This is a genomic window from Mesorhizobium sp. M0340, assembly GCF_040321535.1.
In the GTDB taxonomy this organism is placed as follows: domain Bacteria; phylum Pseudomonadota; class Alphaproteobacteria; order Rhizobiales; family Rhizobiaceae; genus Mesorhizobium.
On the sequence record NZ_JAMYRR010000002.1, the window covers coordinates 248,114 to 274,973 of the forward strand.

The following is a 26,860-nucleotide window of genomic DNA, read 5'->3' on the forward strand; positions in this document are numbered from 1 at the left end:
CGCCCCGATCGCACGCAACGAGGTCAGGCGCCAGTCAGGCTGGCCGAGAGCAGCAGCAGGCCGAACAGGAAGACGAAGGCGGCGCCGCCGATCTCGACGAAGGAATGGATGCGGTTGCCCATGCGGCCGTCGCCGGCAAAATACACCGCCCAGTTCTTCGCGGTCACCGCAAGCGTCGCCAGAGCCGAGACGGTGATTGCGGTGCCGAGGGCCATGGCCAGCACCGACAGGATGCCGCCGAACCATAGCCCGTTCAGCAAGGCGAAGCTCAGCACGATCAGCGCGCCGGAGCAGGGGCGGATGCCGACGGCAGCGACAGCCGACCAGGCCGTGCGCCAATCGAAGCGATCGCCGGAAAGCAGCGCCGGGTCGGGCGCATGCGAGTGCCCGCAGGTCTCGCAGACCTCGCCCGCGGCATGGCTGTGGTGATCGTGCGCAGCATGGGCGTGGTCGTGTGCGCCGTGGTCATGATGGTCATGCGGATGAAGCGCGTGGGAATGTGCCGCATGGGCATGCGCGGAATGTGAATGGCCGGCATGTGAATGGCCGGCATGGGCAGCCGAGAGGCTGTAGCCGGGGCTTGCGCCGAACAGGCGAAGGATGGCCGGGCCGGCCTTGCGCCACAGCAGCCAGGCGCCGAACAGGGTGACGAAGACATAGCTCATGATTTCGAGGAACCATGCGGCGTCGGTCATCGATATCGCGGTGCCGCGCAACACGAAATAGGCGAGCAGCATCACCACGATCGCGGTCAGCGCCTGCAGCAGGGCCGAGACGAAGGACAGCATGATGCCGCGCTTGAGCGCCACCTCATTGGCCACCATGTAGGACGAGATCACCGCCTTGCCGTGACCGGGGCCGGCGGCGTGGAAAATGCCATAGGCAAAGGACAGGCCGATGAGCAGCCACAGCTTGCTGCCATCCTGGCGCATCGCCTTCATCGCGCCGGCAAGCGCATGATAGAATTCCTGCTGGCGCAGATTGATCCACATCAGGATGTGGGCGAACGGGCCGGTGGCGGTTGGAGCCATGCCGTCATTGGTGCCGATGCCCAGCGAACTCTGGGCGTGGGCGGAGCCGAGAAAGTGCGTCATCACAAAGGCGGCGGCCACAAGACCGAATGCCAAACGCAGGGACGGTTTCGCCACTGGATCTATCCTTCCGGCTGACAGGTCAGTTCAAGCTTGGTGGCAAAGATCTTGCTCATGTCGGTACCTGTCGGATCGTTGAAGAAGGCCTCGGTCAGGGTCTTCTGGTTCTCGGCGATCGCCTCGTCCGGGTTGGGGCGGACAACCTTGCTGGTGCAGGCCGGCGGCAAGCCATCGACCTGCAGATTGGCATCCTCGGTGAAATCGATCGCGGTGTAGAAGGTCGGATCGTAGACGCCGATATCGATCTTGCCGCTAAGTTTGATCGGCACCTTCGGTTCGGATTCAAACAGGATGATCAGCTGGTCATTATCGAAATTGGCCATCAGATGCGGCGGCGGGGTCATTGCCACGTCCTTGCCGTCGACGGTGACGAGCTGGAAGTAGTTGAATTCGGCAAGCGAGGCATGGACGGTGTCGGCAACATCCTTCAGCTCCTTGTCGTCGAGCTTCAGGTCGGAATTCTTGTCGAACTCCATCATCACCGTGCTCGAAAACAAATCGTCGAACCGCCAGACATGGCGCAATGCCTTCACAGTTTGGTGATCCGGGCCCAGGACCACTTCGAGGCGGGCTTCGGCGAAGACGTGGGGATGCACCTCAGCCGGTCCGACGGCGGCAAACGTCGCGGTCAAGGCCGAAGCCAGCATGATGGCTTGCTGTTTCAGGTGCATTCTCGGTCGCGATTCAATCGGCTTCGGTGAATTGCCGACAGTTACCAGAAAGGGGGCGAAAATGGGACCGCAAGGCGGCTGAAAGCTCATGCGCTGTCCAGCGCCTTGAACCACTGCACCAGGAAGTCGACGAAAACGCGAACTTTCGCAGGCAGATAGCGCCGGTGCGGATAGACGGCGAAAATGCCGCCACCAGGCAGGATGCGGTCATCCAGCGCAGTCACCAGCTTGCCGCTTTCGATGTCGGGCGCGGCGATGAAATCCGGCAGGATGGAAAACCCCAAGCCCGCCACGGCGGCCGCCCTTGCCGTCATCGGGCTATTGACCTCCATCGGGCCGGAGACCGAAACGCTCACCGTATCGCCACTGTCGCCCTTGAAAGGCCAGTTGGTCAGCCAGCGGCCATTGGTGTCGATAATGCAGGGCACACGGGCCAGATCCTGCGGCCTGACCGGCATGCCGTGCTTGGCGATCAGCTCGGGAGACGCGCAAAGCCGCACCGAAAACGGCGCCAGGCGCCTGGCGATCAACGAGGAATTTTCCAGCCGCGAAATGCGCACCGCCAGATCGAAGCCCTCCTCGACCAGATCGACGAAACGGTCGTCGAGTTGAACGTCGAGTATGATATCGGGATGCTGCTTGGCGAAGTCGATCAGCGACTGGCCGATCGGCGCGTCGGCGAAAGTGCGCGGCGCCGATAGCTTGATCCTGCCGCGCACGTCGCCGGAGGATTCGCGCACCGCATCGGCAAGGCTGTCGACCTCGCGCACGATCTCCGAGGCGCGCCGGTAATAGGTGTGGCCCGCCTCGGTCAGGGAGAACTGCCTGGTGGTCCGGTTGAGCAGCAGCGCGCCGAGTTCGTCCTCCAGTTCCCGCACATATTTTGACAGCAGCGCCTTCGAGCGGCCGATCTTGCGCGCCGCCGCCGAAAAGCCTTCGGCCTCGACCACGTCGATGAAGGCGCGCATGCGGGTCAGCGTATCCATGTCATGCGCCTCCTTGGTGGGCTGAAAGGATGCGGGCGGCCAGCGCAATCAACTGCCGGTCGCTGTTCTTCGGACCGAGCAGCGAAAGCCCGAACGGCGCCCCATCGACCTTGCCGAGCGGCAGCGTGATTTGCGGAAAGCCGGACAGGCCGGAAAGACACAGCAATCTCAGCGCGCGCTCGCGATAGGCCTGCAAATCGTCGAATGACGCGGCCTTGAGTGGCGCGGCACCCGGCGCGGTCGGCAGCACAAGAACGCCGTCATCGCCAAGCAGGCCGGCAAGCGCGAGGCGAAACGAAACGCGACGTTCCGTTTCACGTTGTGCGGTTGCCGCGTCGATGGTCGCGCCGTGCTCGAAACGCTCCTTGACCCCGGGTCCGAGCATGCGGTCGCCGCCGGCGATCCAGGCGCCGTGACTTTGCCAGGCTTCATAGCCTTGCAGCTTGCGGAAGCACCAATAGAGATCGTCGGTGGAATGCGACAGCGGGCCGACGGTGCGCGATGCGCCCAGCACGGACGCGACACTGCGGATCATCGAGCGATATTCCGCGGCCTCCAGCGTGCCGAGCACGAGGCCGTCCAGTGCATCGAGGGCGACGGGGCGCCTCAGTTCGTGGCGATGCGGATCGTCGCCGAGCAGCAGCGTGCCGACCTTTTCGTAGATGACGATGTCGCTTGCGAACCAGCCGAACGTGTCCAGCGAAGGCGCCAGCGGCATGGCGCCGTCGAGCGAGATGCGGCCATGCGTCGTCCTGAGGCCGATCAGGCCGCAGAAGCTTGCCGGCGCTCGGATCGAGCCGCCGGTGTCCGATCCGGTTGCAATGTCGGCCAGCCCGCCGGCGACTGCCGCGGCAGAACCAGAGGACGAGCCGCCGGTGACGCGGTCGGGTGCTGCCGGGTTGACGGGCGGCGGGAAATGCGCGTTCAGCCCCAGCAGGGAAAATGCGAGTTCGTCGGTCTGCGTCTTGCCGACGAAGCGCGCGCCCGAATCAAGCAGCGCCTGGACGGCCGGCGCGGTCGCCATGGCCGGTGAAGCGTCCCGGTACTTCTGCGGGTTGCCGCAGCCGGTGCGGTAGCCGGCGACGTCGAAGATGTCCTTGACGGCCAGCCGCAAGCCGGCAAGCGCGCCGGATTGCGCATTGGCTACAGGGATTGGATCAAGGTCGAGAAAAGCGTTCAGCGGGCCGCGAGTGCCTGTCATGCGTTCGATATCCGGATGTGCTTGCCGCAGCATTTTTCTTCTGGTTGCCGCAGCATTGTTCGATGCCACAAATTTTACAACCTGCCATACGATTTTTATTGATTGTGAAATCTTTCGATCTTATATCGCGCTTGCCCAAAGTCGCACGTGCCTGTGGGTGTCCGCCGATCCTCGAATGGTGAGGGCAATCGGTAAGGTAACTGGAGCCAACCCCTCCAGTCGGTTTAGCGGCCAACCGCCAACCGAGGACACCTTGAAGCAACGACGGTGCGGGCCTTTCTGGTGTTCTGCCGGTCGTCCAAAGACCGGGGTTACTGAAGAGGCACACCTTCATTGCCGGCAGTGCGGACGGGTCTCCCATCCAAGCCAAGGCAGACAAAGCGAACCGAGGCCGGGCAAGGCCAAGGTTCACCGCCGCGAGACGGCGCTTCATGGTTCCGGGGTCTCCACCGGCTGGTTCCATGGATTTGACGTCCCGCCTTTGTCCACCGCGTGTTCGCGAGGCCGAGAGCCCGCGTCCGCAAGCCTTTGTGCGCGCCGAAAGGCGCTGATGGAGAGACCCGATGGCTACCCAGCGCATCCTTGACTTTCTCGCCACCCGACGTCCGAACGGCCCGTGCCTCGTCGTCGATCTCGATGTCGTGCGCGACAATTTCCGCGCCTTCGAGAAGGCGCTTCCCGATTCCAAGATCTACTATGCGGTGAAAGCAAATCCGGCGCCGGAAATCCTGCGCCTGCTTGCTGCGATGGGCTCGTCCTTCGACACCGCTTCCGTTGCCGAAGTCGAGATGGCGATGGACGCCGGTGCGCCGGCGGACCGCATCTCCTTCGGCAACACCATCAAGAAGGAGCGCGACATCCAGCGCGCCTACCAGCTCGGCATCCGGCTGTTTGCGGTGGACTGCGTCGAGGAAGTCGAGAAGATCGCACGTGCTGCTCCCGGCGCCCGTGTGTTCTGCCGCGTCCTGACCGACGGCGAGGGCGCCGAATGGCCGCTGTCGCGCAAGTTCGGCTGTGTGCCGGCGATGGCGGTCGACGTGCTGCGCCATGCCAAGGCGCTCGGCCTCGACGCCCATGGCGTGTCGTTCCATGTCGGCTCGCAGCAGACCGACCTGACTGCCTGGGATCGCGCGCTGGCCGATGCCAAGAAGGTGTTCGCGACGCTGGCCGACGAAGGCATCGTGCTGAAGATGGTCAATATGGGCGGCGGCTTCCCGACCCGCTATCTCAGGGATGTGCCGGTGGCGCAGGCCTATGGCCAGGCGATCTTCTCGGCGCTCAGGAAGCATTTCGGCAACGCCATCCCCGAGACGATCATCGAGCCGGGCCGCGGCATGGTCGGCAATGCCGGAGTGATCAAATCGGAGGTCGTGCTGATCTCGAAGAAGGCCGACAACGACAATGTGCGCTGGGTGTTCCTCGACATCGGCAAGTTCGGCGGTCTCGCCGAGACGATGGACGAGGCGATCCGTTATCCGATCGTCACCGCGCATGACGGCAGCGAGACCGCGCCTTGCGTGCTCGCCGGCCCGACCTGCGATTCGGCCGACGTGATGTATGAAAAGACGCCGTATCCGCTGCCCTTGTCGCTGACCATCGGTGACGAGGTGCTGATCGAGGGCACCGGCGCCTACACGACGACCTACGCCTCGGTCGCCTTCAACGGCTTCGAGCCTCTCCGATCCTACGTGATCTGAAGGCTTCGGCCCTCAGATCACCCCGAGGTGGGCGCCTGTCGCCCGCCCCGGGTTCGCCTGTGGAACAGATCTCCGCTCGTGAAGGATCGCGGAAATGGACATTGTAGATTTCATTGTTGAAGGCGCCGCGGGAATCTCCCCCCTTGAGCGGGAGATGGCCACGAAGTGGCCAGAGGGGGTCGCCGCGCGTGAAGCGCCGACGTTCTTCGTCCACGATAGGGTGTCGCGTCAGGACGTGCCGACCCCCTCTGTCGCTTGCGGCGACATCTCCCCCTCAAGGGGGGAGATAACCGGCGCTTTTGCGATCGTCGCCGAAACTGCGGCAGATATTGCATCGCGCGAGGCTTTGCTCGATCGCGCCATGGGACCGAAGCGCCGGAAGAAGTCGTCGGAAAAGCTGCGGCGCGGCCGCCGGCCGTCGGAGGGCCTGGCCTTTGTCGCGCGCGACGCGTCGGGCACTGTTGCCGGCACGGTACGGCTGTGGGACGTGGTACTGGGCGAAGGCGGCAAGGCAGCGTTGCTGCTCGGCCCGCTTGCGGTCGACCCGGCGCTCAAGAATGCCGGCATTGGCTCGGCGCTGATGCACCACGCGGTCGCTGAGGCCGCGCGCCTTGGCCATGCGGCGATCCTGTTGGTCGGCGACGCGCCCTACTACGAGCGCTTCGGGTTTTCGGCCGCGAAGACCGGCCCTCTGGCCATGCCGGGACCTTACGAACGGCACCGCTTGTTGGCGCTGGAACTGGTGGAAGGCGCGCTCGACGGCGCGCAAGGCACGCTGAAGGCGGCCGGGCGCAAGCTGAAGGCACAGCGGCTGCCGCTCGCTGCGTGACGGATCAGAAACAAGCCGCCCATTGCACGGCGGCTTGTTTTCATCCCGGACCGGAGTGGATCAGCCGATCAGCTGGCTGAGCGCCATGGCGACGCTCATGTCGCCTTCGACCTTTATCTTGCCGGACATGAAAGCCATGGTCGGGTTGAGATCGCCTGAGATCAGCGAGTCCAGATCGTCGAGTGACAGCTTTATGGTGCAATCGGCCGGCGCATCGGTGGTCGAGACATCGGCGCCGTCGATGACGATGACGCCGTCGCTGCCGGTGTCGAATTTGACGGAGCGATCGAACCCGGCGCTCGCCACGCGCGACTTGATCTTGTCGGCAATCTCCTGAACGTCCATGGCGGTTCTCCTCGTCTCGTTGCGTTTGTCGCACATTGGCACTTCGATCCGGGACACTTCGATCTGGCCGAAGTCGCCGTCTTGCGCATTTCGCGATCACGGTCGCCGGCGCATATAGCTTCGGGTTGACGTTTACGTCAACGCGGCTCGCCGAGATGAAGATGGGGTTTATCGCCGCAGCATCGCGCGGGCATGACACCTTGGCGGCCCTCATGTTGCCATGCGATGTTGCCGAGGGTATCAGGCACCACTCCCCCTTTTGGATATCGGCGAGCCGCACGGTGCTTTCCAGAAAAGAACCGCCCAGAAACGAACCGCAAGTCTATGCCCGCCGGTTGCGCGCGGTGCTGATCAGATCGATCCCGCTGCTCGAGGCACGCGGCATTGCCGTGGTCATTCTGGCGGCCCTGGTCGGGATGATGGCGGGTGCGCTGGTCACCGGCATGAGCGGACTGGTGCAGGTCCTGCATGGGCTTATGTTCGGCGTTCAGCCCGGCGGTCGGCTTTCGGCGATGTTTTCGCTGCAAAGGCCGGAGCAGGCGCTGATACCGGCGATCGGCGGCATCCTGCTCGGGCTGACGGTGATCTGGCTGAGAAAGCGGAAGTTCCGCACGCCGGTCGATCCGATCGAAGCCAATGCACTTTACGGCGGCCGCATGTCGCTGACCGATACCTTCATCATCGCCGGGCAGACGATGATCTCGAGCGGCTTCGGCGCTTCGGTCGGGCTCGAGGCCGGCTATACGCAGGTGGGTTCGGGCCTGGCGTCGCGGCTGGCGCGCTTATTCAGGCTGCGCCGCAACGATGTCCGCATCCTGGTCGGCTGCGGTGCCGCCGGCGCGATCGCCGCCGCTTTCGACGCGCCGCTGACCGGCGCCTTCTACGGTTTCGAGCTGGTCATCGGCATCTACTCGGTCGCCAATGTCGCGCCGGTAATGGCCGCCGCGATCTCAGCCTCGCTGACCGCCGAGGTGTTCGGCGGCGTGCCGTTTCCGCTGGAACTCGCCGGTTTGCCGCAGCTCACCGTCAGCCAGTATTTGCCGTTCATGCTGCTCGGGCTTCTGGGCGGTGGCGCTTCCATCGCCATCATGCATCTGGTGAGCATGATCGAGCGCGTCTTTGCGCGGCTGTCGATCGACGCCTCGCTGCGCCCAGCCATCGGCGGCGTGATGGTCGGGCTGATGGGCCTGGTCACGCCGCAGGTCCTGTCCAGCGGCCATGGCGCGCTGCACCGCGAATTCGCGATGAATTACGGGCTGGCCGTGGTGGCCAGCGTTTTCGTGCTGAAGCTGGCGGCGTCGGCGATCTCGCTCGGCTCCGGCTTCCGAGGCGGCCTGTTCTTTGCCTCGCTGTTCCTCGGCGCGCTGCTCGGCAAGATGTTTGCCGGCGCTATGGCATTCGTCTCGCCGGCGACCGGCATCGACCCGGCCGTCGCCGCCGTCGTCGGCATGACCTCGCTCGCCGTAGGCGTCGTCGGCGGCCCGTTGACGATGACCTTCCTGGCGCTGGAATCGACCCGTGACCTGACGCTGACCGGCGTGGTGCTGGCGTCCTCGCTCATGGCGGCGATCCTGGTGCGCGAAACTTTCGGCTATTCCTTCTCGACATGGCGTTTTCACCTGCGCGGCGAAACCATCCGCAGCGCGCATGATGTCGGCTGGATGCGCAGCCTGACTGTCGGCTCGATGATGCGCAAGGATGTCCGCACCATCGACGTCTCGACGACGCTTGCACAATTCCGCAAGCAGGTGCCGCTCGGTGCCTCGCAGCGCGTCATCGCGGTCGACGCCGACCTGCATTATGTCGGCGTGCTGATCGTCGCCGAACTGCACAGCCATTTGTCGGACGACGAGAGGCCGGTGCTGTCCTTCGTCAAGTTCAAGGACGCGGTGCTGGTGCCGAGCATGAACGTGCAATCGGCCGCCGAAACCTTCCAGCGCGCCGGCGCCGAGGAATTGGCGGTGGTCGAGGATTTCACCGACCGCAAGGTGGTCGGGCTGCTGACCGAAGGCCATCTGATGCGGCGCTATGCCGAAGAACTCGACAAGGCGCGGCGCGATCTGTCGGGCGAGGGGTAGCGCACGTGACAGGCCAAGTCTTGGTCATCGATGGTAGTGAGACGGATGTCCCGGTTATCCCCCCTGCAAGAGGCGGCATCAACGCAGCCTCGACAAGGTCGACCTTCCATGCTTCGGGTCTGCCGGTAATCATCGAAGGAGAGCATCAAGGTGAACGAAGACGCCGCCAGTCCAAGGCCGCTTTCGGAAATTGCCAGCTATCACGCGCACATCTACTATGACGGGCAGGCCGAGCGGCAGCATGCCGAATGGCTGCGCCTGCGCATCGGCGAGCGTTTCCGCGTGCGCCTGGGCAATTGGCGCGACGAGCCGGTCGGCCCGCATCAGCAGGCCATGTACCAGGTCTCCTTCGCCACCGGGATTTTCGCTACGCTGGTTCCATGGCTGATGCTGAACCATGGCGGCCTGAGCATCCTCATCCACCCCAACACCACCAACCCCAGGCGCGACCATCTGGTCGACCCGATCTGGATCGGGCGGCCGTTGGGGGTGAAGGGCGAGGTGCTTGGCGAGGAGGATGAGGCGGAGGAGGCGCTGGAGGTGAATACGCAGCCGACGGTGGGGGTGTAGCAGGGCAATCGCATAGGGCAACCAAGGTCTTCGCTCTACGAGTACCCCCACCCCTAACCCCTCCCCACAAGGGGGAGGGAAACTTCTGTTGGCGCTGACCTCGGCAAATTGCATGCCCTTTCAATGCCAAGGAGGACGTAAAGGTGCGCGGCAGCGTTCCTCCCCTTGTGGGGAGGGTTAGGGTGGGTCCTCCTCGCAAGAATCTCATATGCGGTTGTCGGGGCGGGCGAAGAGTGCGGTAACTTTGGGCCGGTGTCTGCTTGACGAAGATCGGTGCTCTGTTTGAGAACGGAGCTGCATGGGCAGACAAGCAAGCGGTGGGCAAACTGTGAGGCGCGTTTTTCGAATACTGGCCGCGCTGACCATGGCGTTCGGGGTGGCCGGCTGCACAAGCATTTCCTACTACGCGCAGTCGCTGGAGGGTCATGTACGGATCATGGCGGCGCGCAAGAATATTGGAAGACTGATCCGTGATCCTTCGACGCCCAGGGCATTGCGCAGCAAGCTGACGTCGGCGAGCGCCATAAGACAATTCGCGACAGATGAACTGGCTCTGCCTGACAACAGCAGCTATCGCAGCTACGTCGACATCCACCGGGACGCTGTGACTTGGGCCGTTTTTGCCGCGCCGCAATTCTCGCTCGCGCCGAAAACATGGTGCTTTCCGGTTTTCGGCTGCGTTCCGTACCGGGGTTACTTCTCCCGGAAATCCGCGACGGACAGCGCTGTCGCGCTTCAGAGACAGGGGCTGGACGTCTACGTCACAGGCATCACCGCCTATTCCACGCTGGGCTGGTCCAGTGACCCGTTGCTCAGCACCATGCTTCGTCAGGACGACATTTATCTCGCAAGCCTTGTCTTCCATGAACTGGCGCATCAGCGCCTCTATGTGGAGGGCGATTCCGCGTTCAACGAGGCTTTCGCGGTTGCCGTCGAAACCACCGGCACAAGGAAATGGCTCCGCGCCGCCGGCGATCGGGCCGGATTGCGCCGCTACGAAGTCGCTCGCAAGCGCAGCGCCGATTTTCTCAAACTGGTGTCGAAAACGCGCGACGAGCTGGCCCAGGTCTATCGAAGTCCCCGTACCCCGGAGCAGATGGCGGCCGCCAAGGCAGCGGCGATCGAAACGCTGCGGCTGCGCTACCGGCACATGCGCGACCGGCGCTGGGCCGGATCCCGGGGATACGACCGCTGGTTCGATACGCCGATCAACAACGCCAAGCTCGCCGCGACTTCCGTCTACGGCGAACAGGTTCCGGCATTTCTTCGCCTGTTCGACCTGTGTTCCGGCGACTATCCAAGGTTCTACGCGTCAGTTCGACGGATCGCGGACAAACCGTCCCGCGCCGAAGCGCTGAAGGCGGTGAAAAGCTGTGATTGAGTTGAACAGGCGCGGCGGGCTGAGCCCACCAACCCTCGCCGCGACCGTCTGGTCGACCCGATCTGGATCGGGCGGGCGCTGGGAGTGCACGGGGAGATTCTGGGAGAGGACGATGAGCCGGAAGAGGCGCTGGAGGTGAATACGGAGCCGACGCTGGAGGCGTAGGGCGGGGTGCCCTTCGGTATGTGAGGTTCGGCGTCTGAAATCGCATGTGCCTGCAGTGCAGTTCAGGCGGGCATGACCGGCCGCTTTGCGCCCAATTCCAGTCACTACGACAGTGCCGTCCTTCGCCAAAAGCGGCCATCACGAAATTCACAGGCCACAAGCAACTTTACTCCTAAAGCAGAGGTCACGATTGCTACCTCAGCGTAGCCAGAAGGTGCTCGGCAGCCTTAACATCCGCAGTGTCCTGGCCCTCAACGAAATGCTCCACGACTGGTTGCAAGAGCTCGCGAGCGCTATCCGCCTCCCTTCGCCCGGCCATCAGCGTCGCCATGTCGGTTGCGGTTCGCAACTCCCATGCCCGTGCGCGCTGACTTCGGCTCAACTCCAGTGCCTGCATGAGGTAGGCGGCAGCTTCATCACGGTTGCGCTCCGACTGGAGAAGGAGGCTTCCCTTCATCCGGAGCAACTCCGGGAGGTACAATTGATCGCCGTTCTGTTCGACTTGACCAAGCGACTCGTCGATCAACGCAATGGCTTCATCAACCTGACCGGTCGCGGACAGTCCCCTAACTAGCGAGAGATTGAGCGGCGTCGTGAGCAATTCATAAGGCGCCGCGTGGAGCTTCTGAAGAGATGTCTGCAGGCCCTCGACGCCGCTTTTTGCATCGCCGTGACGGATCGCGACTTCGCTTTTGAAGCCCCGACCGACCAGCAGGTAAGGAGTCATGGAATGGGATTCCGCGCGGGCGATGAGCATATCTATGTACGCCTCGGCGCTCTTCAGGTCGCCGGTCCAAAGGAAGACCGATATCGCCCAGATCAACGCGATCGCCAACGTTAGAGAATGATCCATGGCGGCAGCCTCTTCGACGGCCTGTCGGGCGTGTGCCATGGCTTGATCCGGATGGCCTTGTAGCCAAAGGTTCCTCGCCAGGATGGCCCTGGCCAGGATTTTGCCTTCGAACCCCAGATAGATCGTCGTGGTCCGCTGGGAGCGCGGCCCACGGTCGAGCGCCGCCTCCAGCTCTGCGCGGGCCTGCGCGAGGTCGCCTCGCAGGTGGAGCGAGATGCCCAGGATCGAGTGTGCCAGCGCGCTGGCGACCGAGTCGTCCAAGGTCGCGGCTGTGGCTGAACAACGCCTTGCAAACTCAAGGGCGGTTGCGAAATTGCCCGTCCGCAGATGGAACATGTTGAGCGGACCCAACAGACGCACCCGGTCCAGCGGATTGCCGCGCTCCTCGGCGATCGCCAGGCTCCTCTCCAGAGCTACGCGCGCCCTGTCGCGTCCTCCCCGCATGAACATGAAGGACACGCCGAGGGCTGCCTGAAGATGCATCTCGTCAAGTCCGCCGCGGGCGGCATCGTCGAAAGCGAATATTGCTCTTTCAGACCAGCGATGACACTCCGGCAACAAGGACATTGCCAGGAAAACCGGCGCGACAGCGGTGGCGAGTCCGACGCCGATGTCGGCGTTTCCGCTGTCGCCGAAGCACCATTCCAAGGCAGCCCGGACATTGTTGATGGCGGCGAAGTGAGGCGCCCGCTCCTCACCGGTCGCCAGGCTTGGCCACTCGATCCCGGTCTGCTCCAGCCATCTCCGATAGTAGGCGGCGTGGCGCACTGCCAGATCGGCAGCCTCGGCGTCATCGATCGGGATGTCGAGAACGTAGGCGCGCGTCGTATCGAGGAGCCTGTAGCGCATCATTGCTCCGACCGGACGCGTCGCCACGATCGATTTGGCGACAAGACTGTCCATGGCGCCAAGGACGGTCGATCGGTCGAGGGTCGCGCTCGTCACCACCTCCAGTGCAGCATCGAGCGTGAAATGACCGACGAATACAGCGAGCCTGCGAAGCACCACGCGCTCAAGGTCGGTCAGGAGCCCCAAGCTCCAGTCTAGTGTCGCCTGCAGGGTTTGCTGACGCGGCGGCGCGGTCCGCGAACCGAGCCACAGCAGTGTCAGGCGTTGATCAAGAAGCGCGGCGGTCTGTTGCAGCCCATAGGATTCGACGCGCCTGGCCGCCAGTTCGATGGAGAGCGCCACGCCGTCGAGCTTTCGACAGATGCTTGCGATGAGCAGGGCTTCCGCATCGCTGACGTCCAAACGAGCGCCGCCTGCCACCGCTCGTTCGACGAACAGTTGGGTGGCCGGGAAGGTCTGGACAATGGCCGCCGTTAGTCCAGGTTCGTCGGGCGGATAGGCAAGCGCATCCAATCGATAGATATGCTCGCCCTCAACCCGAAGCACCTCGCGGCTCGTTGCCAGAATGTGGACCTGTGACGTCGCATCGACGATGCTTGCTGCCAAAGGCGCCACCGCATCCAAGAGATGCTCACAGGTATCGAGGATCAAGAGAATCCGCTTGTTGCGCAAGTAAGCGATTAGGTTGGGCGTGGCATCTTCTGTTTGAACGGACAGCCCAAGCATCGAGGCAACGGCTGTCGTCACCAGACCGGGATCACCGATCATTCCCAGATCGACGAACAGAACTGCCCCATAAAATGCGTCGATCAGATGATGCCCGACTGCGATCGCGACGGTTGTTTTACCGACACCGCCGGCGCCAACGATGGTGACGAACCGCGAAGCATTCAGCTGCGCCGACAGCTTGAGAACGTCCTCATCCCGCCCGACCATTCTGCTCAAGCGGTTTGGAAGATTCGCATGCGGAAACCCAGCGGCGATGAATGGGGCTTCGTCGTGTGTGCTTGATCGCGAGACCGGTGCAACGAAGCAATAGCCGCGCCCCGGAAGCGTCGCGATGTAACGCGCGCCATCCTTTCCATCGCCCAGCGCCTTGCGCAGCCCGGTCATGTGGAACCGCAGGCTGCCTTCCTCGACAACCACATCGGGCCAGACCCGCGACATCAGATCCTTCTTGCTGACGACTTCATTCGGCGCGGAAGTCAGGACGATGAGAATTTCAAGGGCGCGCGAGCCCAGCTCTACGGGAGCGCCCTCTCTTGTCAGGAGCCTTTCACCCGCAGCCAAGCAGAAAGGGCCAAACGACAATCTGTCTTTGGCCTGACTTGCCGTTATCGTCATGGCGTCTCTTCTTTTGGGAGCCGCCTGCACCCAGCGCCTCAGTTTAAGTCAAGGAACGCTCCCGCACCATAGGGAGTCTCCACTGTCTGGCCCCTCCTATCTGCTCAAAAAAGCGGCTGGCGGGCAGCGACTAACAAGAGCTCACGACGCATAACGGGCTAATCCCATCTCCCGGGGGTACGTCAAGCAGTGCAGATCGCATCCATCAACCCCAGGAGAGTCCCATGGACACGACCAGAACCTCCGAAACAATCGACCAGGATCGCCGGCGACTCTTGAGCACTGCCGCGGTCGGCATCGCCGCCGCAGGCGCCGCGAGCCTGCTCCCGTCACACAAGGCCGCCGCATCAACCAGCGATGGCATCCGCCCCTTCACCGTTAGCTTCCCGCAGGAGGAGCTCACCGAGCTTCGCCGGCGCATCGTCGCTACGCGCTGGCCCGAGCGCGAGCTCGTATCCGACGAGGCCTCCCGGCGGATCTGGTCGACCCCTGCGACGGTAGGGCCAACGCAGGGCGTGCAACTCGCCACGATGCAGAAGCTCATGCAGTATTGGGGAACGGAATATGATTGGAGCAAATGCGAGGCGCGGTTGAAGGCGCTGCCGAATTTCGTCACCGAGATCGACGGCCTCGACATCCACTTCATCCACGTGAAATCCAAACATCGGGGCGCACTGCCTGTCATCATCACGCATGGCTGGCCCGGTTCGGTCATCGAACTCCTGAAGATCATCGATCCGTTCACCAATCCCACTGCGCACGGCGGTACCGCGGCCGACGCGTTCGACGTGGTGATCCCGTCGATGCCGGGCTACGGCTTTTCCGGCAAGCCCACCGAAACCGGTTGGGATCCGGGGCGCATCGCGCGGGCGTGGATCGTGCTGATGAAACGCCTCGGCTACGACCGCTACGTCGCGCAGGGCGGCGATTGGGGAGCACTCATCACGGAACAGATGGCCCTGATCGCACCTCCCGAGCTGGTCGCCATCCACACGAATATGCCGGGGACCATTCCGCCGGAGATCGTGAAGGCGCTAGCCTCCGGCGGTCCGCCCCCCGCTGATCTTGGCCCCGACGAGAAGCGTGCCTACGAGCAGGTAGCGTTCTTCTACAAAAACGGCCTGGGCTACGCCAACGAGATGGCTCTTCGTCCGCAAACTCTCTACGGGATCGTCGATTCACCGGCCGGCCTGGCGGCGTGGATCCTCGATCACGATGCGGACAGTTATGCGCTGATCGCCCGCTCCTTCGATGGAGAGCCGGAGGGCCTTACCCGCGACGACATCCTCGACAACATCACGTTCTACTGGCTGACGAACACGGCGATCTCGTCGGCGCGTCTCTATTGGGAACATACGCAAACGGCGAAGGCCGGCTTCTTCGACGCCAAGGGCATCACCATTCCCGTCGGTGCGACTGCGAACCCCAGCGAAATCTACACCGCACCGAAGAGTTGGACCGAACGGGCGTTCCCGAAGCTTCTGCACTATGGCCGCACGGACAAGGGCTGCCATTTCGCCGCCTGGGAGCAGCCGAAGAGTTTCACCGATGAGGTGCGCGCAACATTCAAGACGTTGCAGACATGACGTGTTGGCGGGGGATGGCGCGCCGGACGCGCGTCATCTTCCGCCCAGCGATAGCTGCGTAGCGAACCTCCGAAGGGAGCGACTGCAATGAACCCCCTCATCAAGACGCTCGCCGCACTCGCGGCTTGCACCGTGCTCGCCACGGGCGCGTTTGCCCAGAGCACAGTCGTTCCCATCGACAACGAGCCCGCACCCAGGCTGATCGTGGAGCCGCCGCTTCCGGGTCCGCTGGCCGGCGGCGTCGTGTTCATCCCGTACCGGGTGGAGAACTTGCGCATCCTGCCTGTGGGCGGGGCGGCCGCGCGTAACGTGTCTCCGCGGGTCGGGCATCTGCACGTCACCGTCGACGACCTGCCTTGGGCGTGGGCGGACTACGGTCAGAGCAACACCATCATCTTGGTGGGCATGCCAAGCGGCCAGCACATGGTGCTGATCGAGGTGGTGGATCCAGAAGGCAAAGTCTTCACCAAACAAACGGTGACGTTCCACACTCCGGACAAGACGGTGCAGCCATGAGGCTAGACCAACTGGCGGCCGTGCTGGCATTCGGGCTTTGCATCCTTTCCGCGCCCGCCTCCGCCAACCCGGTTGAGGATCGCTCGATCCGGCCCTTCAAAGTCTATGTGCCGCAAGCGCCGCTTGATGATCTTCGCAGTCGCATTGCGCAGACACGGTGGCCCGACCGGGAGACGGTCGAGGACCAGTCGCAGGGCATACAGCTCGCGAAGATCAGGCCGCTCGTCGAGTATTGGGGCACGGCCTACGACTGGCGGACAGCGGAAGCGAAGCTGAATTCCCTGCCCCAGTTCATGACCACGATCGACGGCGTGGACATCCACTTCATTCACGTTCGCTCGAAACATCCCAATGCCCTGCCGCTGATCATGACGCATGGCTGGCCCGGCTCGGTGCTCGAACTGCTCAAGACCGTCGGCCCGCTCACCGATCCCACGGCGCATGGCGGTAGCCCGGAAGACGCGTTCGACCTCGTACTGCCGTCGTTGCCGGGTTTCGGCTTCTCCGGCAAACCCACAGATACTGGCTGGGGTACAGACCGCATTGCACGAGCCTGGGCAGAGCTGATGAAGCGCCTTGGCTACACAGATTACGTCGCCCAGGGCGGCGACTGGGGCTCTCCCGTTTCGAATGCAATGGGACGTCTGGCCCCGGCAGGCCTGCTCGGCATTCATGTCAACCTGCCGGCTGTCGTACCGCCAGAGATTGCCGCGGTGCTCGCCGCCGGCGGACCCGCGCCGGCGGGGCTCATGGACAAGGAGCGCGCGGCCTTCGATGCGCTCAGCATGGCCGCCAAGATGGGGAACAGATCCTACGCCACGATGATGGGCACCCGGCCCCAGACGATCGGTTACGCCATCAATGACTCCCCCGCAGGGCTCGCCGCTTGGATGCTCGGACATCCGGGCTTTTCGGGCTGGACCTACGACAAAAGCGACCCTGAAAAGTCGCCTGACGAAGTGCTGGACGATATCACGCTGTATTGGCTGACGAACACCGCCACCTCGTCCGGGCGAATTTACTGGGAGTACGGCGGCGGGCGCAGTCCCGTGTTTGCCGGCGCTGAAAAGACCAGCGAAGTCTCGCTGCCGGTGGCCATCACGGTCTTTCCGGGCGAAGGCTATCGGGCCCCCGAGACCTGGGCCCGGCGCGCCTACCCCAACCTGATCTACTTCCATGAGGTCGACAAAGGCGGCCACTTCGCCGCGTGGGAGCAGCCGGAGCTCTTTTCTGCCGAGTTGCGCGCCGCGTTCAGGCCGCTGCGGCAAACCAAACAACCACCTCACTCGAAAGGAACGACAAATGTCTCAAACCATGAAACCGCCCCATGACGAAAAGCGCGAAACTGCGACCGGGACCCTCAAAAAGCAGGCGCTCGACATGAAGCTCGAGGTCGTGGTCATCCCCGTCTCGGACGTCGATCGCGCCAAGAGCTTTTATAGCGGCCTGGGCTGGCGGCTCGACGGCGATTTCGTCGTCGGCGATACGTTCCGGGGTGTGCAGTTCACACCTCCGGGCTCGCCTGCCTCGATCCACTTCGGCACGGGGATCACGACGGCGGCGCCCGGCTCGGCAAGCGGACTTTATCTTGTCGTGTCGGACATCGAGGCGGCGCGCGTCGAGCTCATTGGCCACGGCGCCGAGGTCAGCGAGGCGTTTCACCGCACAGGTCCCGGCAAGCCGGCGGTCAAGGGGCGCGATCCCGAGCGGCGCAGCTACTCCTCGTTCGCGACGTTCAAGGACCCGGACGGCAACGAATGGCTGCTGCAGGAAATCACCACCCGCTTTCCCGGCCGGATCGACTCCAATGCCACGACCTACGCTTCCGGAGCGGATCTTGCTGCCGGGCTGCGACGCGCGTCGGCAGCCCACGGCGAGCACGAGAAGCGCAACGGCGGCCAGCGCGATGAGAACTGGCCGGACTGGTACGCGGAATACATGGTGGCTGAGCAGGCCGGCAAAGAGCTTCCGCTTTGAAGGATTCAGCGCGCAGCGCGCCGCCGAATCGTCTGCGCGGCGATATCGATCGAAACTGAAAAGGCGTCGTCGATGAAAGCAACCAAGCTGCTCGTCGCCGTGGCGCTCGCACTGGCAATCGGGGCTCCGATTGCCAGTTTTCTGGGAGACACGAATGTGGCTCAGCCGATAGCCTCCGCACCGATGAGGGTTCCGTTTCTTCACGGACTTTTCTCCCTCCAGTTTGAGGGTCAATCCGAGCTTGCTTCGCTTGGCGTGGCGAACGAGTGGATAAATTCGCCGCCGCTGACGGCGTCGGCTTTGCATGGCAAGGTCGTCCTCATCGATTTCTGGACCTACACCTGCATCAACTGGCTGCGCACGCTTCCCTACGTTCAGACCTGGGACGAGAAATACCGGAAGCATGGTTTGGTGGTGATCGGAATCCACGCGCCGGAGTTCGCGTTCGAAAAAGACCTGAACAACGTGCACCGGGCGGTGAAAGACCTGGGGATCGATTACCCGATCGCCGTCGACAATGACCATCTCATATGGCGGGCTTTCAGCAACCAGTACTGGCCGGCACTCTATTTCGTCGATTCGCGAGGACGCGTCCGGTATCACCACTTTGGCGAGGGCTCATACCAACAGTCGGAAATGGTCATCCAGGAATTGCTGACTGAGGCTGGCGCCGGCGGATTCGACCGTGAGCCTGTGTCGGTGGATGCCCGCGGCATCGAAGCCGCGGCCGATTGGGAGACCCTCAAGTCTCTGGAAAATTATCTCGGCTACGAACGCACCCAGAATTTTACGTCCGGCGATGAAGCGGTCTTGGACGCGCCGCACATCTACGACGTGCCGGCGCGACTACGCCTGAATGAGTGGGGGCTGTCTGGCAGTTGGACGGTAAGGAAAGAAACCGCCGTACTGAACAAGTCCGATGGCCGCATCGCGTACCGTTTTCACGCGCGCGACCTTCATCTGGTCATGGGTCCGGCAGCGCCGGGAACGTCTGTGAGATTTCGCGTGCTGATCGACGGACAGCCGCCAGGCACGGCTCACGGCATCGACGTCAATGAAAAGGGCGAAGGCGCAGTGACAGAGCAGCGCCTGTACCAACTGATCCGACAATCGAAACCCATCATCGATCGGCAGTTCGAGATCGAGTTTCTCGACTCAGGCGTGGAGGTCTTTGCATTCACGTTCGGCTGATCGCCCGCGCAAGGATAGAGGTTCCCAAATGCATTCACTCAATATACCGGATGAGATCGACCAAGATCGCCGTCGGTTCTTTGGCGCCGCCGCGATGGCTGTCGCCGCCACTCAGTTCGGCCTGATCGGCCCGGCACAAGCGCAACAGACGACTGGCGAGCCTGCGGCGTCCTTTGGGCCCTTGAAGCGGATCGAGGCCGGCGTGCTGAGCGTCGGCTATGCGGAACTTGGACCGACCGACGGCCCGCCCGTCATCCTGCTACATGGCTGGCCGTATGACATCCACACCTATGCCGATGTCGCTCCCCTGCTTGCCGCAAAGGGGTACCGCGTGATTGTGCCCTACCTGCGCGGCTACGGCACGACCCGATTCCTGTCGGATGACACGATGCGCAACGGTCAGCAGTCTGCGATTGCCGCGGACATTGTCGCCCTGATGGACGCGCTGGGCATCGAAAAGGCGACGATTGGCGGCTGCGACTGGGGCGCCCGCACCGCGAACATCATTGCCGCCCTATGGCCTGAACGCTGCAAGGCGATGGTCTCGGTGAGCGGCTACCTCATCGGCAACCAGCAAGCCGGCAAGCTGCCGCTGCCACCCAAGGCCGAGTTGCAATGGTGGTATCAATATTACTTCGCCACCGATCGCGGCCGCGCCGGCTACGAGAAATACACACGGGATTTCGCCAGGCTGATCTGGCAACTCGCGTCGCCGCAGTGGAATTTCGACGATGCCACATTCGAGCGCAGCGCCGCAGCCTTCGACAATCCCGATCACGTGGCCATTGTGATCCACAATTATCGCTGGCGGCTCGGACTCGCCGCCGGCGAGCAGCAATACGACGCGTTCGAGGAGCGACTCGCGCAGGCACCGGTCATCGGCGTGCCGACGGTCACCCTCGAAGGTGACGCCAATGGCGCGCCGCATCCGGACGCCAGCGTGTACGCCACGATGTTCCCGGCCAGATACGCGCATCGGGTCGTCACCGGCGGCATCGGGCACAACCTGCCCCAGGAAGCGCCGCAGGCCTTTGCCGATGCAGTTGTCGAAGCCGACGCCTGATGGAGTTCGCGGCAACCGCCCAAGCGGCGGTTACCGCTACCAGCAAAAGAATGCCAATGAGCCACATCGCAAGGGTTGTCTATACGGCCAGGACCGCAACCACGGGCAGCCGCGAAAATGGCGCCTCGCGCAGTTCCGACGGCCTTCTGGACATCTGGCTATCGACGCCTGGATCGGCGCGCATCGGCACCAATCCGGAGCAGTTGCTCGCGGCCGGCTGGTCGGCCAGCTTCGCAAGCGCAATCGCATCTGCGGCCCACGAACGAAAAATCGCGCTGCCTGCAGGGATGAGCATCGAGGCCGAGGTGAATCTGAACTACGGAGAAAACGGCCACTTTCTTAGCGTCCAACTGGATATTGCCGTGCCGAGTCTGGAGCGCGATATGGTACAAATTCTGGTGGATGAAGCGCACGAGATTTGTCCTTACTCCAAAGCGACACGGGGCAATATCGATGTCATAATGAGGATCGTCTGATTTGACCTACATCGCTCTTCGGCGTTGAAGCTTTTGGCACCTCGCTCCCAGTCTGTTCGGGGTCAGATCATGATCATGCCCACATCGACGTGAATGTCCGCTTTCGATATCCGCGGGCTCGAAGCTGCCGGTCCGTTGTCGGCCCCATCAACGACGTTCGAGACCTTGATGCTAGGCAATGCCGACGACCTCACCTACCCCCCAGCCAACCGCGGCAACAAAAAAATCTCCGCCCCTTCCGGCAGTTCCTTCGACCAGGTGTCGCGATAGATCGTCCCGTCGATGGCGACGGCGATGCCGCGATCGATGTATGGCTCGAGGCCGGGATACTGTTCAGCCAGTTTCCTGAACAGCTCCCGAATATCCTTGGCCTCGATTTCGACCTTGCTCTTGCCTCCGGCGATCGCGCCGAGCGACCCCCAGAGCGTTACTTCGACCATCAGCCTTCCCGTTCCGCCTCGAGCGCCGCCAGGATGCGCGGCGGCGACATCGGGATATGCGTCATCCGCACGCCCGCGGCGTTCGACACCGCATTGGCGATCGCCGCCAGCGGCGGCACGATCGAGGTCTCGCCGACGCCGCGCACCCCGTAAGGATGGTTAGGATTGGGGATCTCGAGGATCTGCGTGTCGATCATCGGCAGGTCCGAGCAGACCGGGATGCGGTAATCCAGGAAGCCAGGGTTCTGCAGCCGCCCGTCCTTGCCGTAGATATACTCCTCGTTGAGCGCCCAGCCGATGCCTTGCGCGGCACCGCCCTGGTACTGCCCCTCGACGTAGGTCGGATGCACCGCCTTGCCGGCGTCCTGAACGACGGTGTAGCGCAGCACCCTGGTCGAGCCTGTCTCGGGATCCACCTCGATATCGCAGATATGGGTGGCGAACGAAACGCCGGCGCCGTCGGCGACGAGCTCACTATGGCCTGCGATGGGTCCGCCCGTCTTTCCGGAAGCGGCCGCGATCTCCTTCAGCGACAGCGGCGAGAGGTTGCCGTGCGTCGCGCCCTTGGCAATCGCATGACCCTCTTCCCAGACCACGTCGTCGACGGGTATGTCCCACATCTGCGCGGCGCGCTGCCTGAGGACCTTGATGGCGTTGCGAGCGGCGGAGATCGTCGCCATCGAAGACGAGAAGGTGCCGCGGCTGCCGTCCGTCATATCGTTGTAGCCGAGGCTGGAGGTATCGGCGACCACCGTCTTGATCTGCTCATAGGGGATACCAAGCTCCTCCGCCGCCACCAGCGACAGCGACGCGCGGGAACCACCCACATCGACCGTGCCGACAGCAAGCGAGACCGAGCCATCCATGCCGATGTTGAGGTCGGTGCAGGTCTGGCCACCGAAGTTGAACCAGAAGCCGCAGGCCATGCCGCGACCCTGATTCTTGCCGAGCGGCGCCTTCATGTGCGGATGGTTCTTCGCCGCCTCCAGCGTCGGCCCGATGCCGATCGGCCCATATACCGGGCCGTAGGACGATCTGGTGCCTTCCTGCGCCGCGTTCCTGATCCGGAACTCGACCGGGTCCATGCCGATCTCCTTGGCCAGCTCGTCGACCGCGCTTTCCACCGCAAACGCCGCCATCGGCGCCGACGGCGCGCGATAGGCCGCGGTCTTGGGCCGGTTGACCAGCACTTCGTAGCCGACCGTCTTGACGTTCTCGAGCTTGTAGCAGGCAAAGGCGGTCATGGCGCCGATCTCGGCCCACATGCCGGCATAGGGGCCGCAGCTATAGCGCAGAGTCGCCTCGGCCGCCGTGATCGTGCCGTCCTTGCGGGCGCCGATCCGAACATCGATCGAGGTGGCGCTGGTCGGGCCGGAGGCGCGGAACACCTCGTCGCGCGTCATGACCAGCTTGACCGGCCGGCCGGCCTTGCGCGACAGCGCCAGCGCCACCGGCTCGGCCCAGACATGGGTCTTGCCGCCGAAACCGCCGCCGATCTCCGACGAGGTGACGCGCAGCTTCGAGGCTTCCATGCCAAGCAGCTGGGCACAGTGCTGGCGGTAGACAAAATGGCCTTGCGTACAGACCCAGAGGTCGGCGGTGCCGTCGGAGCTGACATTGGCGACGCAGGCATGCGGCTCGATGTAGCCCTGGTGCGTCTGCTCGGTCTTGAAGGAGCGTTCGACGACGAAATCGGCTTGGCCGAAGCCTTCATGGATGTCGCCATGGCCGTACTGGGTGCGCTTGGTGACGTTTGAAGGCTTGACGGGCTTTTCCTCGAGGCCCTCGGTGAAGATGGCGTCGTTGATCAGGGGTGCGGAGTGCTTCATCGCCTCGTCGACGTCGGTGACATGCGGCAGCACCTCGTAGTCGACCTCGATCAGCTTCAGTGCCTGCTTCGCCGTGCGGGCATCGACCGCAGCGACCGCGGCCACGGCATGGCCGTCATAGAGCGCTTTCTTGCGCGCCATGCAGTTGTCGAGGATGTCGTACATGGCGGCATCGCCGTCGGTCAGGTCGGGCAGGTCGGCCGCGGTGATCACCGCCTTGACGCCGGGGAGCATCTGCGCCTTCGACGTGTCGATCTTCCTGATCGTGGCATGCGCATGGGGGCTTCTGAGAACGCGCCCGACCAGCTGCCCGGCCATGTTGAAGTCGGCGCCATAGCGTGCGCGGCCCGTCACCTTGTCGACGCCGTCGGGACGAACGGGACGCGTGCCGACAGAGGTGAAATTGCGTCCGGAGTAACGTGGATCGAAATTCATCGTCATGCTCCCTTCATCACGCTTGTTTCATTACGATGGCGGCGTCCTGGACGGCGCGCACGATCTTGTCATACCCGGTGCAGCGGCAGAGGTTCCCGGCGAGGCCGAAGCGGATCTCCTCCTCGGTCGGATCGGGGTTCTTGGCCAAAAGGTCCTTGGCCGCCATGAGGAAGCCCGGCGTGCAGACGCCGCATTGAAGTGCGGCGTGCTCCAGGAATTTCTGCTGCAGCGGATGCAGCCTGTCGCCATGCGCCATGCCCTCGATGGTCTCGAGGTGCCGGCCCTCGGCCTCAGCGCCGAGCACCAGACATGAGCACACCAGCCGATCGTCGAGGATGATGCTGCAGGCGCCGCAGTCGCCGGTGCCGCAGCCTTCCTTGGCGCCCGTCAGTCCCAGGCGATCACGCAGGACATCAAGCAGCGTCTCGTCCGGCTGGCAAAGGAACTCGACATTGTCGCCGTTGATTGTCGTTGATACTGCTACACCGGCCATCACTTGCCTCCTGCACGTGCATAGGCGGTCGTGGCGGCCCGCTTGGCCAGCACACCCGCAACTTTCCGTCTGAATTCGATAGTGCCTCGCTTGTCGTCGATCGGACGGCAGGCGCCCGAGCAGACCTTGGCGAGCCTCTCCAGCGTGGCTTCGTCCAGCTTGGAGCCGATGAGAACCTCGGCGGCCTCCTCGACCAGAACCACCGTCGGCGCCACGGCGCCCAGCGCCAGGCGGGCGGATTTGACGCGACCTTGCTCATCGAGCGTCAGGTTCACGCCGGCGCTTACCACCGCGATGTCCATCTCGGTGCGCGGAATGAAACGCAGATAGGCATCGCCCGAACGCGGCAGACGTTTGTCGAGCAGGATTGCCTCGATGATCTCGCCCTTTGCCAGCGACGTCTTGCCCGGCCCAGTCGGCACCGCTTCCACGGCAATCGTGCGCCTGGTTCCCGGGCCGACGACCACCGCCTTGGCGCCAGCGGCCACCAGTGCCGGCACGCTGTCGGCGGCCGGCGAGGCGTTGCAGAGATTGCCGACGATGGTGCAGCGTCCCTGCACCTGCTTGGAGCCGATCAGCTTGGCCGCTTCGACGACGCCGGGCCATGCCTTCTGCAGGGCCGTGTTCTCGCCCAGCACGGCGCACGGGACCGCCGCGCCGATGCTGAAGCCCTCGGCTGTTTCCCTGATCTCGCCAAGCCCGTCGATCGCCTTGATGTCGACGATCAGGTCGGGTTCGATAAAGCCGCCCTTCATTCTCACCAACAGGTCACTGCCTCCGGCGAGGATGGCGGCCGTGCCGGCCGAACTGGCCAACAGGCCGGCGGCGTCTTCAATTGAAAGCGGACGTATGTAACGCATCGTCTCCCCTTACTGGTCATAGTCACATCAACTGATATAACCGTCTCTCGACAATGGCCATCCTGTTCGTGCATTCGCGGATTGGGCCAGGCGCCGCAATTTCATTTTGCTCGTCCAACTGGACGCACCGCCAGCCACTAATGCTCGATCGGCCCCTTCGGCATGACCAGCGCCGTGCCGGCGGTCGTCGGGCGCTCGATCATGCGGCGGACGCGCGGCGGCTCGTTGCCGCTGTGCAGCGCCCTTATACGCTCGCCGATGACGGCGTCCGCGTAGGTGGCGCGCCGATTGTGGCGGATATATTCGACCCAGGTCGGCGTGTGGTAGTGCTCGATCCATATCGACGGATTTTCGAGATCGCGCGCCAATGTCCAGTTGCGGGCGCCGTCACGGCGGCGGATGCGGCCGCGCTCGGCCATGGTGGCGAGGAATTCCGGCACGTCCTCGTTGCGGATGACATATTCGATCATGATCGCGATTGGACCGCTGCGCGGCTTGAGATCAAGCGCCAGATGCGGCTCCTGGAAGCGGTTGAGCGGATCGAGGTTGAGCACCGCCTGCTGCGGCAGCGGCAGCAGCAGGCCGATCGCACCTCCCGCCAGCATGGCGACGCTGGCCGCCATCAGGGCGACTTCGGCGCCATGCGCGTCGGCGACGACGCCCCAGACCCAGCTGCCGAGCGCGATGCCGCCGAAGGTCGCGGTCTGGTAGACCGAAAGCACGCGGCCGACCACCCAGCGCGGCGTCGACATCTGTACGGTGACGTTGAAGTGCGACAGCGCCGTCACCCAGCAGGCGCCGCCGACCAGCAGGCCGAGCGACGTCTGCCAGGCATGATTGCTGACGGCGGCGTTGACGGCGCAGACGGCGAAACCGGCGAATGCCATGCGCACCATGGTTTCGCTGGACAGCAGCTGCCGTAGCCTGACGCTGATCAGCGCGCCGCCGACGGCGCCGATGCCGAAGGCACCGAGCATGATGCCGTAGCTCAGGGCATCACCCTTGACGACGTCACGCGTGACCAGCGGCAGCAATGCCAGGACCGCGCCGGCGCTGAAGCCGAAAGCGGAGCTCCTGACCAGCACCTTACCGATGTTAGGCGACATGGCGACGTAGCGCAGGCCGGCGCCCATTGCGGCGCCCAGCGTCTCGCGCGGCAAGGTCGATGCCGGCAGTTCCGGCTTCCAGCGGGCCAGCACGACGATGAGGCCGACATAGCTCAGCGTGTTGACGGCGAAGGCCGCGGCGGCACCTGCCGCGGCAACGATGATACCACCGATCGCCGGGCCGACGCTGCGCGTCAGGTTGAAGCCCATCGAGTTGAGCGCGATCGCCGCCGGCACCTTGGTGCGAGGCACCATGTCGCCGACCGAAGCCTGCCAGGACGGGCTGTTGAGCGCGGTGCCGCTGTCGATCAGGAAGGTGAAGGCGAGCAGCGTCCACGGCGTCATCAGGTCGAGATAGGTGAAGACGGTCAGAAGAGCCGAGACGATCAGCATAAAGATCTGCGCGATCAGCATGATTTTGCGCCGGTTGAAGCTGTCGGCGATGGCGCCGGCCAGCAGCGCAAACAGCATGATCGGCAAGGTGGTCGAGGCCTGGACCAATGCCACCTGGTAGGACGAGGTGGCGATCGTCGTCATCATCCAGGCGGCGCCGACGCCCTGGATCAGGCCGCCGAAATTGGAAACCAGGCTGGCGGACCACACCGCCCGGAAGATGCCATGCCGGAACGGCGCCAGCGCCGAGGCGCTTTCGCTTTCCGGTGTGTCGTCCCTCATAAATGCTTTCCCGGGCTCAAATGCGTTTGTTCTTCCGATGAATTCGGCCCCTCAAAGCCATGGATTCAAAAAATAGAACATCATTTCGCAAAG

General features: G+C 63.6%; 23 protein-coding genes. 12 read left to right on the top strand and 11 right to left on the bottom strand.

Features of this window, described 5'->3' with window-relative positions:
• Positions 1-23 precede the first annotated feature (23 nt).
• The 4 genes from NKI79_RS03915 to NKI79_RS03930 all read right to left on the bottom strand — a co-directional run bounded on the left by NKI79_RS03915 (position 24) and on the right by NKI79_RS03930 (position 4,009).
• The gene (locus NKI79_RS03915; protein WP_352800174.1) at positions 24-1,157 is read right to left on the bottom strand and encodes a nickel/cobalt transporter; all 1,134 of its coding nucleotides are present in this window, start codon (positions 1,155-1,157) and stop codon (positions 24-26) included.
• Positions 1,154-1,822 (bottom strand): DUF1007 family protein, encoded by a 669-nt coding sequence (locus NKI79_RS03920; protein WP_254816980.1) that lies wholly within the window; start codon positions 1,820-1,822, stop codon positions 1,154-1,156. Before NKI79_RS03920 ends, NKI79_RS03915 begins: the two co-directional genes overlap by 4 nt.
• An 86-nt stretch (positions 1,823-1,908) precedes the next feature.
• Positions 1,909-2,808, bottom strand: coding sequence for a LysR family transcriptional regulator (locus NKI79_RS03925; protein WP_352647566.1), 900 nt, complete (start codon positions 2,806-2,808; stop codon positions 1,909-1,911).
• 1 nt (position 2,809) lies between these two features.
• On the bottom strand, positions 2,810-4,009 hold the full coding sequence (locus NKI79_RS03930; RefSeq protein ID WP_352800003.1) for an amidase: 1,200 nt from the start codon (positions 4,007-4,009) through the stop codon (positions 2,810-2,812).
• Between the two features lie 563 nt (positions 4,010-4,572).
• Between NKI79_RS03930 and odc2 the strand changes: the two genes are divergently transcribed.
• Positions 4,573-5,706, top strand: a complete 1,134-nt coding sequence (gene odc2, locus NKI79_RS03935) for an ornithine/lysine decarboxylase (protein WP_352506312.1) — start codon at positions 4,573-4,575, stop codon at positions 5,704-5,706.
• 154 nt (positions 5,707-5,860) lie between these two features.
• On the top strand, positions 5,861-6,535 hold the full coding sequence (locus tag NKI79_RS03940) for a GNAT family N-acetyltransferase (RefSeq protein ID WP_502909785.1): 675 nt from the start codon (positions 5,861-5,863) through the stop codon (positions 6,533-6,535).
• A gap of 60 nt (positions 6,536-6,595) precedes the next feature.
• Here NKI79_RS03940 and NKI79_RS03945 read toward each other — a convergent pair whose 3' ends face one another.
• A complete protein-coding gene (locus NKI79_RS03945) occupies positions 6,596-6,880 on the bottom strand; it encodes an SCP2 sterol-binding domain-containing protein (RefSeq protein ID WP_352800004.1) in 285 nt (94 codons plus the stop codon).
• A 281-nt stretch (positions 6,881-7,161) separates the two neighbouring features.
• Between NKI79_RS03945 and NKI79_RS03950 the strand changes: the two genes are divergently transcribed.
• The 3 genes from NKI79_RS03950 (at position 7,162) to NKI79_RS03960 (ending at position 10,909) form a co-directional block, all read left to right on the top strand.
• Positions 7,162-8,958 (top strand): chloride channel protein, encoded by a 1,797-nt coding sequence (locus tag NKI79_RS03950; RefSeq protein WP_352800005.1) that lies wholly within the window; start codon positions 7,162-7,164, stop codon positions 8,956-8,958.
• 150 nt (positions 8,959-9,108) lie between these two features.
• Positions 9,109-9,528, top strand: a complete 420-nt coding sequence (locus tag NKI79_RS03955; protein ID WP_352800007.1) for a DOPA 4,5-dioxygenase family protein — start codon at positions 9,109-9,111, stop codon at positions 9,526-9,528.
• Between the two features lie 364 nt (positions 9,529-9,892).
• Positions 9,893-10,909, top strand: a complete 1,017-nt coding sequence (locus tag NKI79_RS03960) for an aminopeptidase (protein ID WP_352800008.1) — start codon at positions 9,893-9,895, stop codon at positions 10,907-10,909.
• Between the two features lie 358 nt (positions 10,910-11,267).
• On the opposite strand, the gene NKI79_RS03965 is transcribed toward NKI79_RS03960, so the two are convergent.
• Positions 11,268-14,120, bottom strand: a complete 2,853-nt coding sequence (locus tag NKI79_RS03965) for an ATP-binding protein (protein ID WP_352800010.1) — start codon at positions 14,118-14,120, stop codon at positions 11,268-11,270.
• A gap of 224 nt (positions 14,121-14,344) precedes the next feature.
• Here NKI79_RS03965 and NKI79_RS03970 point away from each other — a divergent pair, with 224 nt between their 5' ends.
• The 7 genes from NKI79_RS03970 (at position 14,345) to NKI79_RS04000 (ending at position 20,929) form a co-directional block, all read left to right on the top strand.
• A complete protein-coding gene (locus tag NKI79_RS03970) occupies positions 14,345-15,706 on the top strand; it encodes an epoxide hydrolase family protein (RefSeq protein ID WP_352800012.1) in 1,362 nt (453 codons plus the stop codon).
• 87 nt (positions 15,707-15,793) lie between these two features.
• A complete protein-coding gene (locus NKI79_RS03975; RefSeq protein WP_352800013.1) occupies positions 15,794-16,222 on the top strand; it encodes a DUF6130 family protein in 429 nt (142 codons plus the stop codon).
• Positions 16,219-17,553: an epoxide hydrolase family protein gene (locus NKI79_RS03980; RefSeq protein ID WP_352800015.1), complete on the top strand. Its 1,335-nt coding sequence runs from the start codon at positions 16,219-16,221 to the stop codon at positions 17,551-17,553. Before NKI79_RS03975 ends, NKI79_RS03980 begins: the two co-directional genes overlap by 4 nt.
• 49 nt (positions 17,554-17,602) lie before the next feature.
• Complete coding sequence (locus NKI79_RS03985; RefSeq protein WP_352800017.1) at positions 17,603-18,199, top strand: VOC family protein; 597 nt, start codon at positions 17,603-17,605, stop codon at positions 18,197-18,199.
• Positions 18,200-18,271: 72 nt separating this feature from the next.
• Positions 18,272-19,390, top strand: a complete 1,119-nt coding sequence (locus NKI79_RS03990; RefSeq protein WP_352800018.1) for a redoxin domain-containing protein — start codon at positions 18,272-18,274, stop codon at positions 19,388-19,390.
• Between the two features lie 43 nt (positions 19,391-19,433).
• On the top strand, positions 19,434-20,453 hold the full coding sequence (locus tag NKI79_RS03995; protein ID WP_352800177.1) for an alpha/beta fold hydrolase: 1,020 nt from the start codon (positions 19,434-19,436) through the stop codon (positions 20,451-20,453).
• 56 nt (positions 20,454-20,509) lie between these two features.
• Positions 20,510-20,929: an Ohr family peroxiredoxin gene (locus NKI79_RS04000; protein ID WP_352478285.1), complete on the top strand. Its 420-nt coding sequence runs from the start codon at positions 20,510-20,512 to the stop codon at positions 20,927-20,929.
• 194 nt (positions 20,930-21,123) lie between these two features.
• On the opposite strand, the gene NKI79_RS04005 is transcribed toward NKI79_RS04000, so the two are convergent.
• The 5 genes from NKI79_RS04005 to NKI79_RS04025 form a co-directional block, all read right to left on the bottom strand.
• Positions 21,124-21,369, bottom strand: a complete 246-nt coding sequence (locus NKI79_RS04005) for a MoaD/ThiS family protein (protein ID WP_023675441.1) — start codon at positions 21,367-21,369, stop codon at positions 21,124-21,126.
• Entirely contained in the window at positions 21,369-23,633 is a 2,265-nt protein-coding gene (locus tag NKI79_RS04010; protein ID WP_352800020.1) for a xanthine dehydrogenase family protein molybdopterin-binding subunit, read from the bottom strand. Before NKI79_RS04010 ends, NKI79_RS04005 begins: the two co-directional genes overlap by 1 nt.
• Before the next feature lie 16 nt (positions 23,634-23,649).
• Positions 23,650-24,126 (bottom strand): (2Fe-2S)-binding protein, encoded by a 477-nt coding sequence (locus NKI79_RS04015; protein ID WP_352478287.1) that lies wholly within the window; start codon positions 24,124-24,126, stop codon positions 23,650-23,652.
• A complete protein-coding gene (locus NKI79_RS04020; RefSeq protein ID WP_352689977.1) occupies positions 24,126-24,986 on the bottom strand; it encodes an FAD binding domain-containing protein in 861 nt (286 codons plus the stop codon). Before NKI79_RS04020 ends, NKI79_RS04015 begins: the two co-directional genes overlap by 1 nt.
• A gap of 137 nt (positions 24,987-25,123) precedes the next feature.
• On the bottom strand, positions 25,124-26,767 hold the full coding sequence (locus NKI79_RS04025; protein WP_352800022.1) for an MFS transporter: 1,644 nt from the start codon (positions 26,765-26,767) through the stop codon (positions 25,124-25,126).
• Positions 26,768-26,860: the final 93 nt, after the last annotated feature.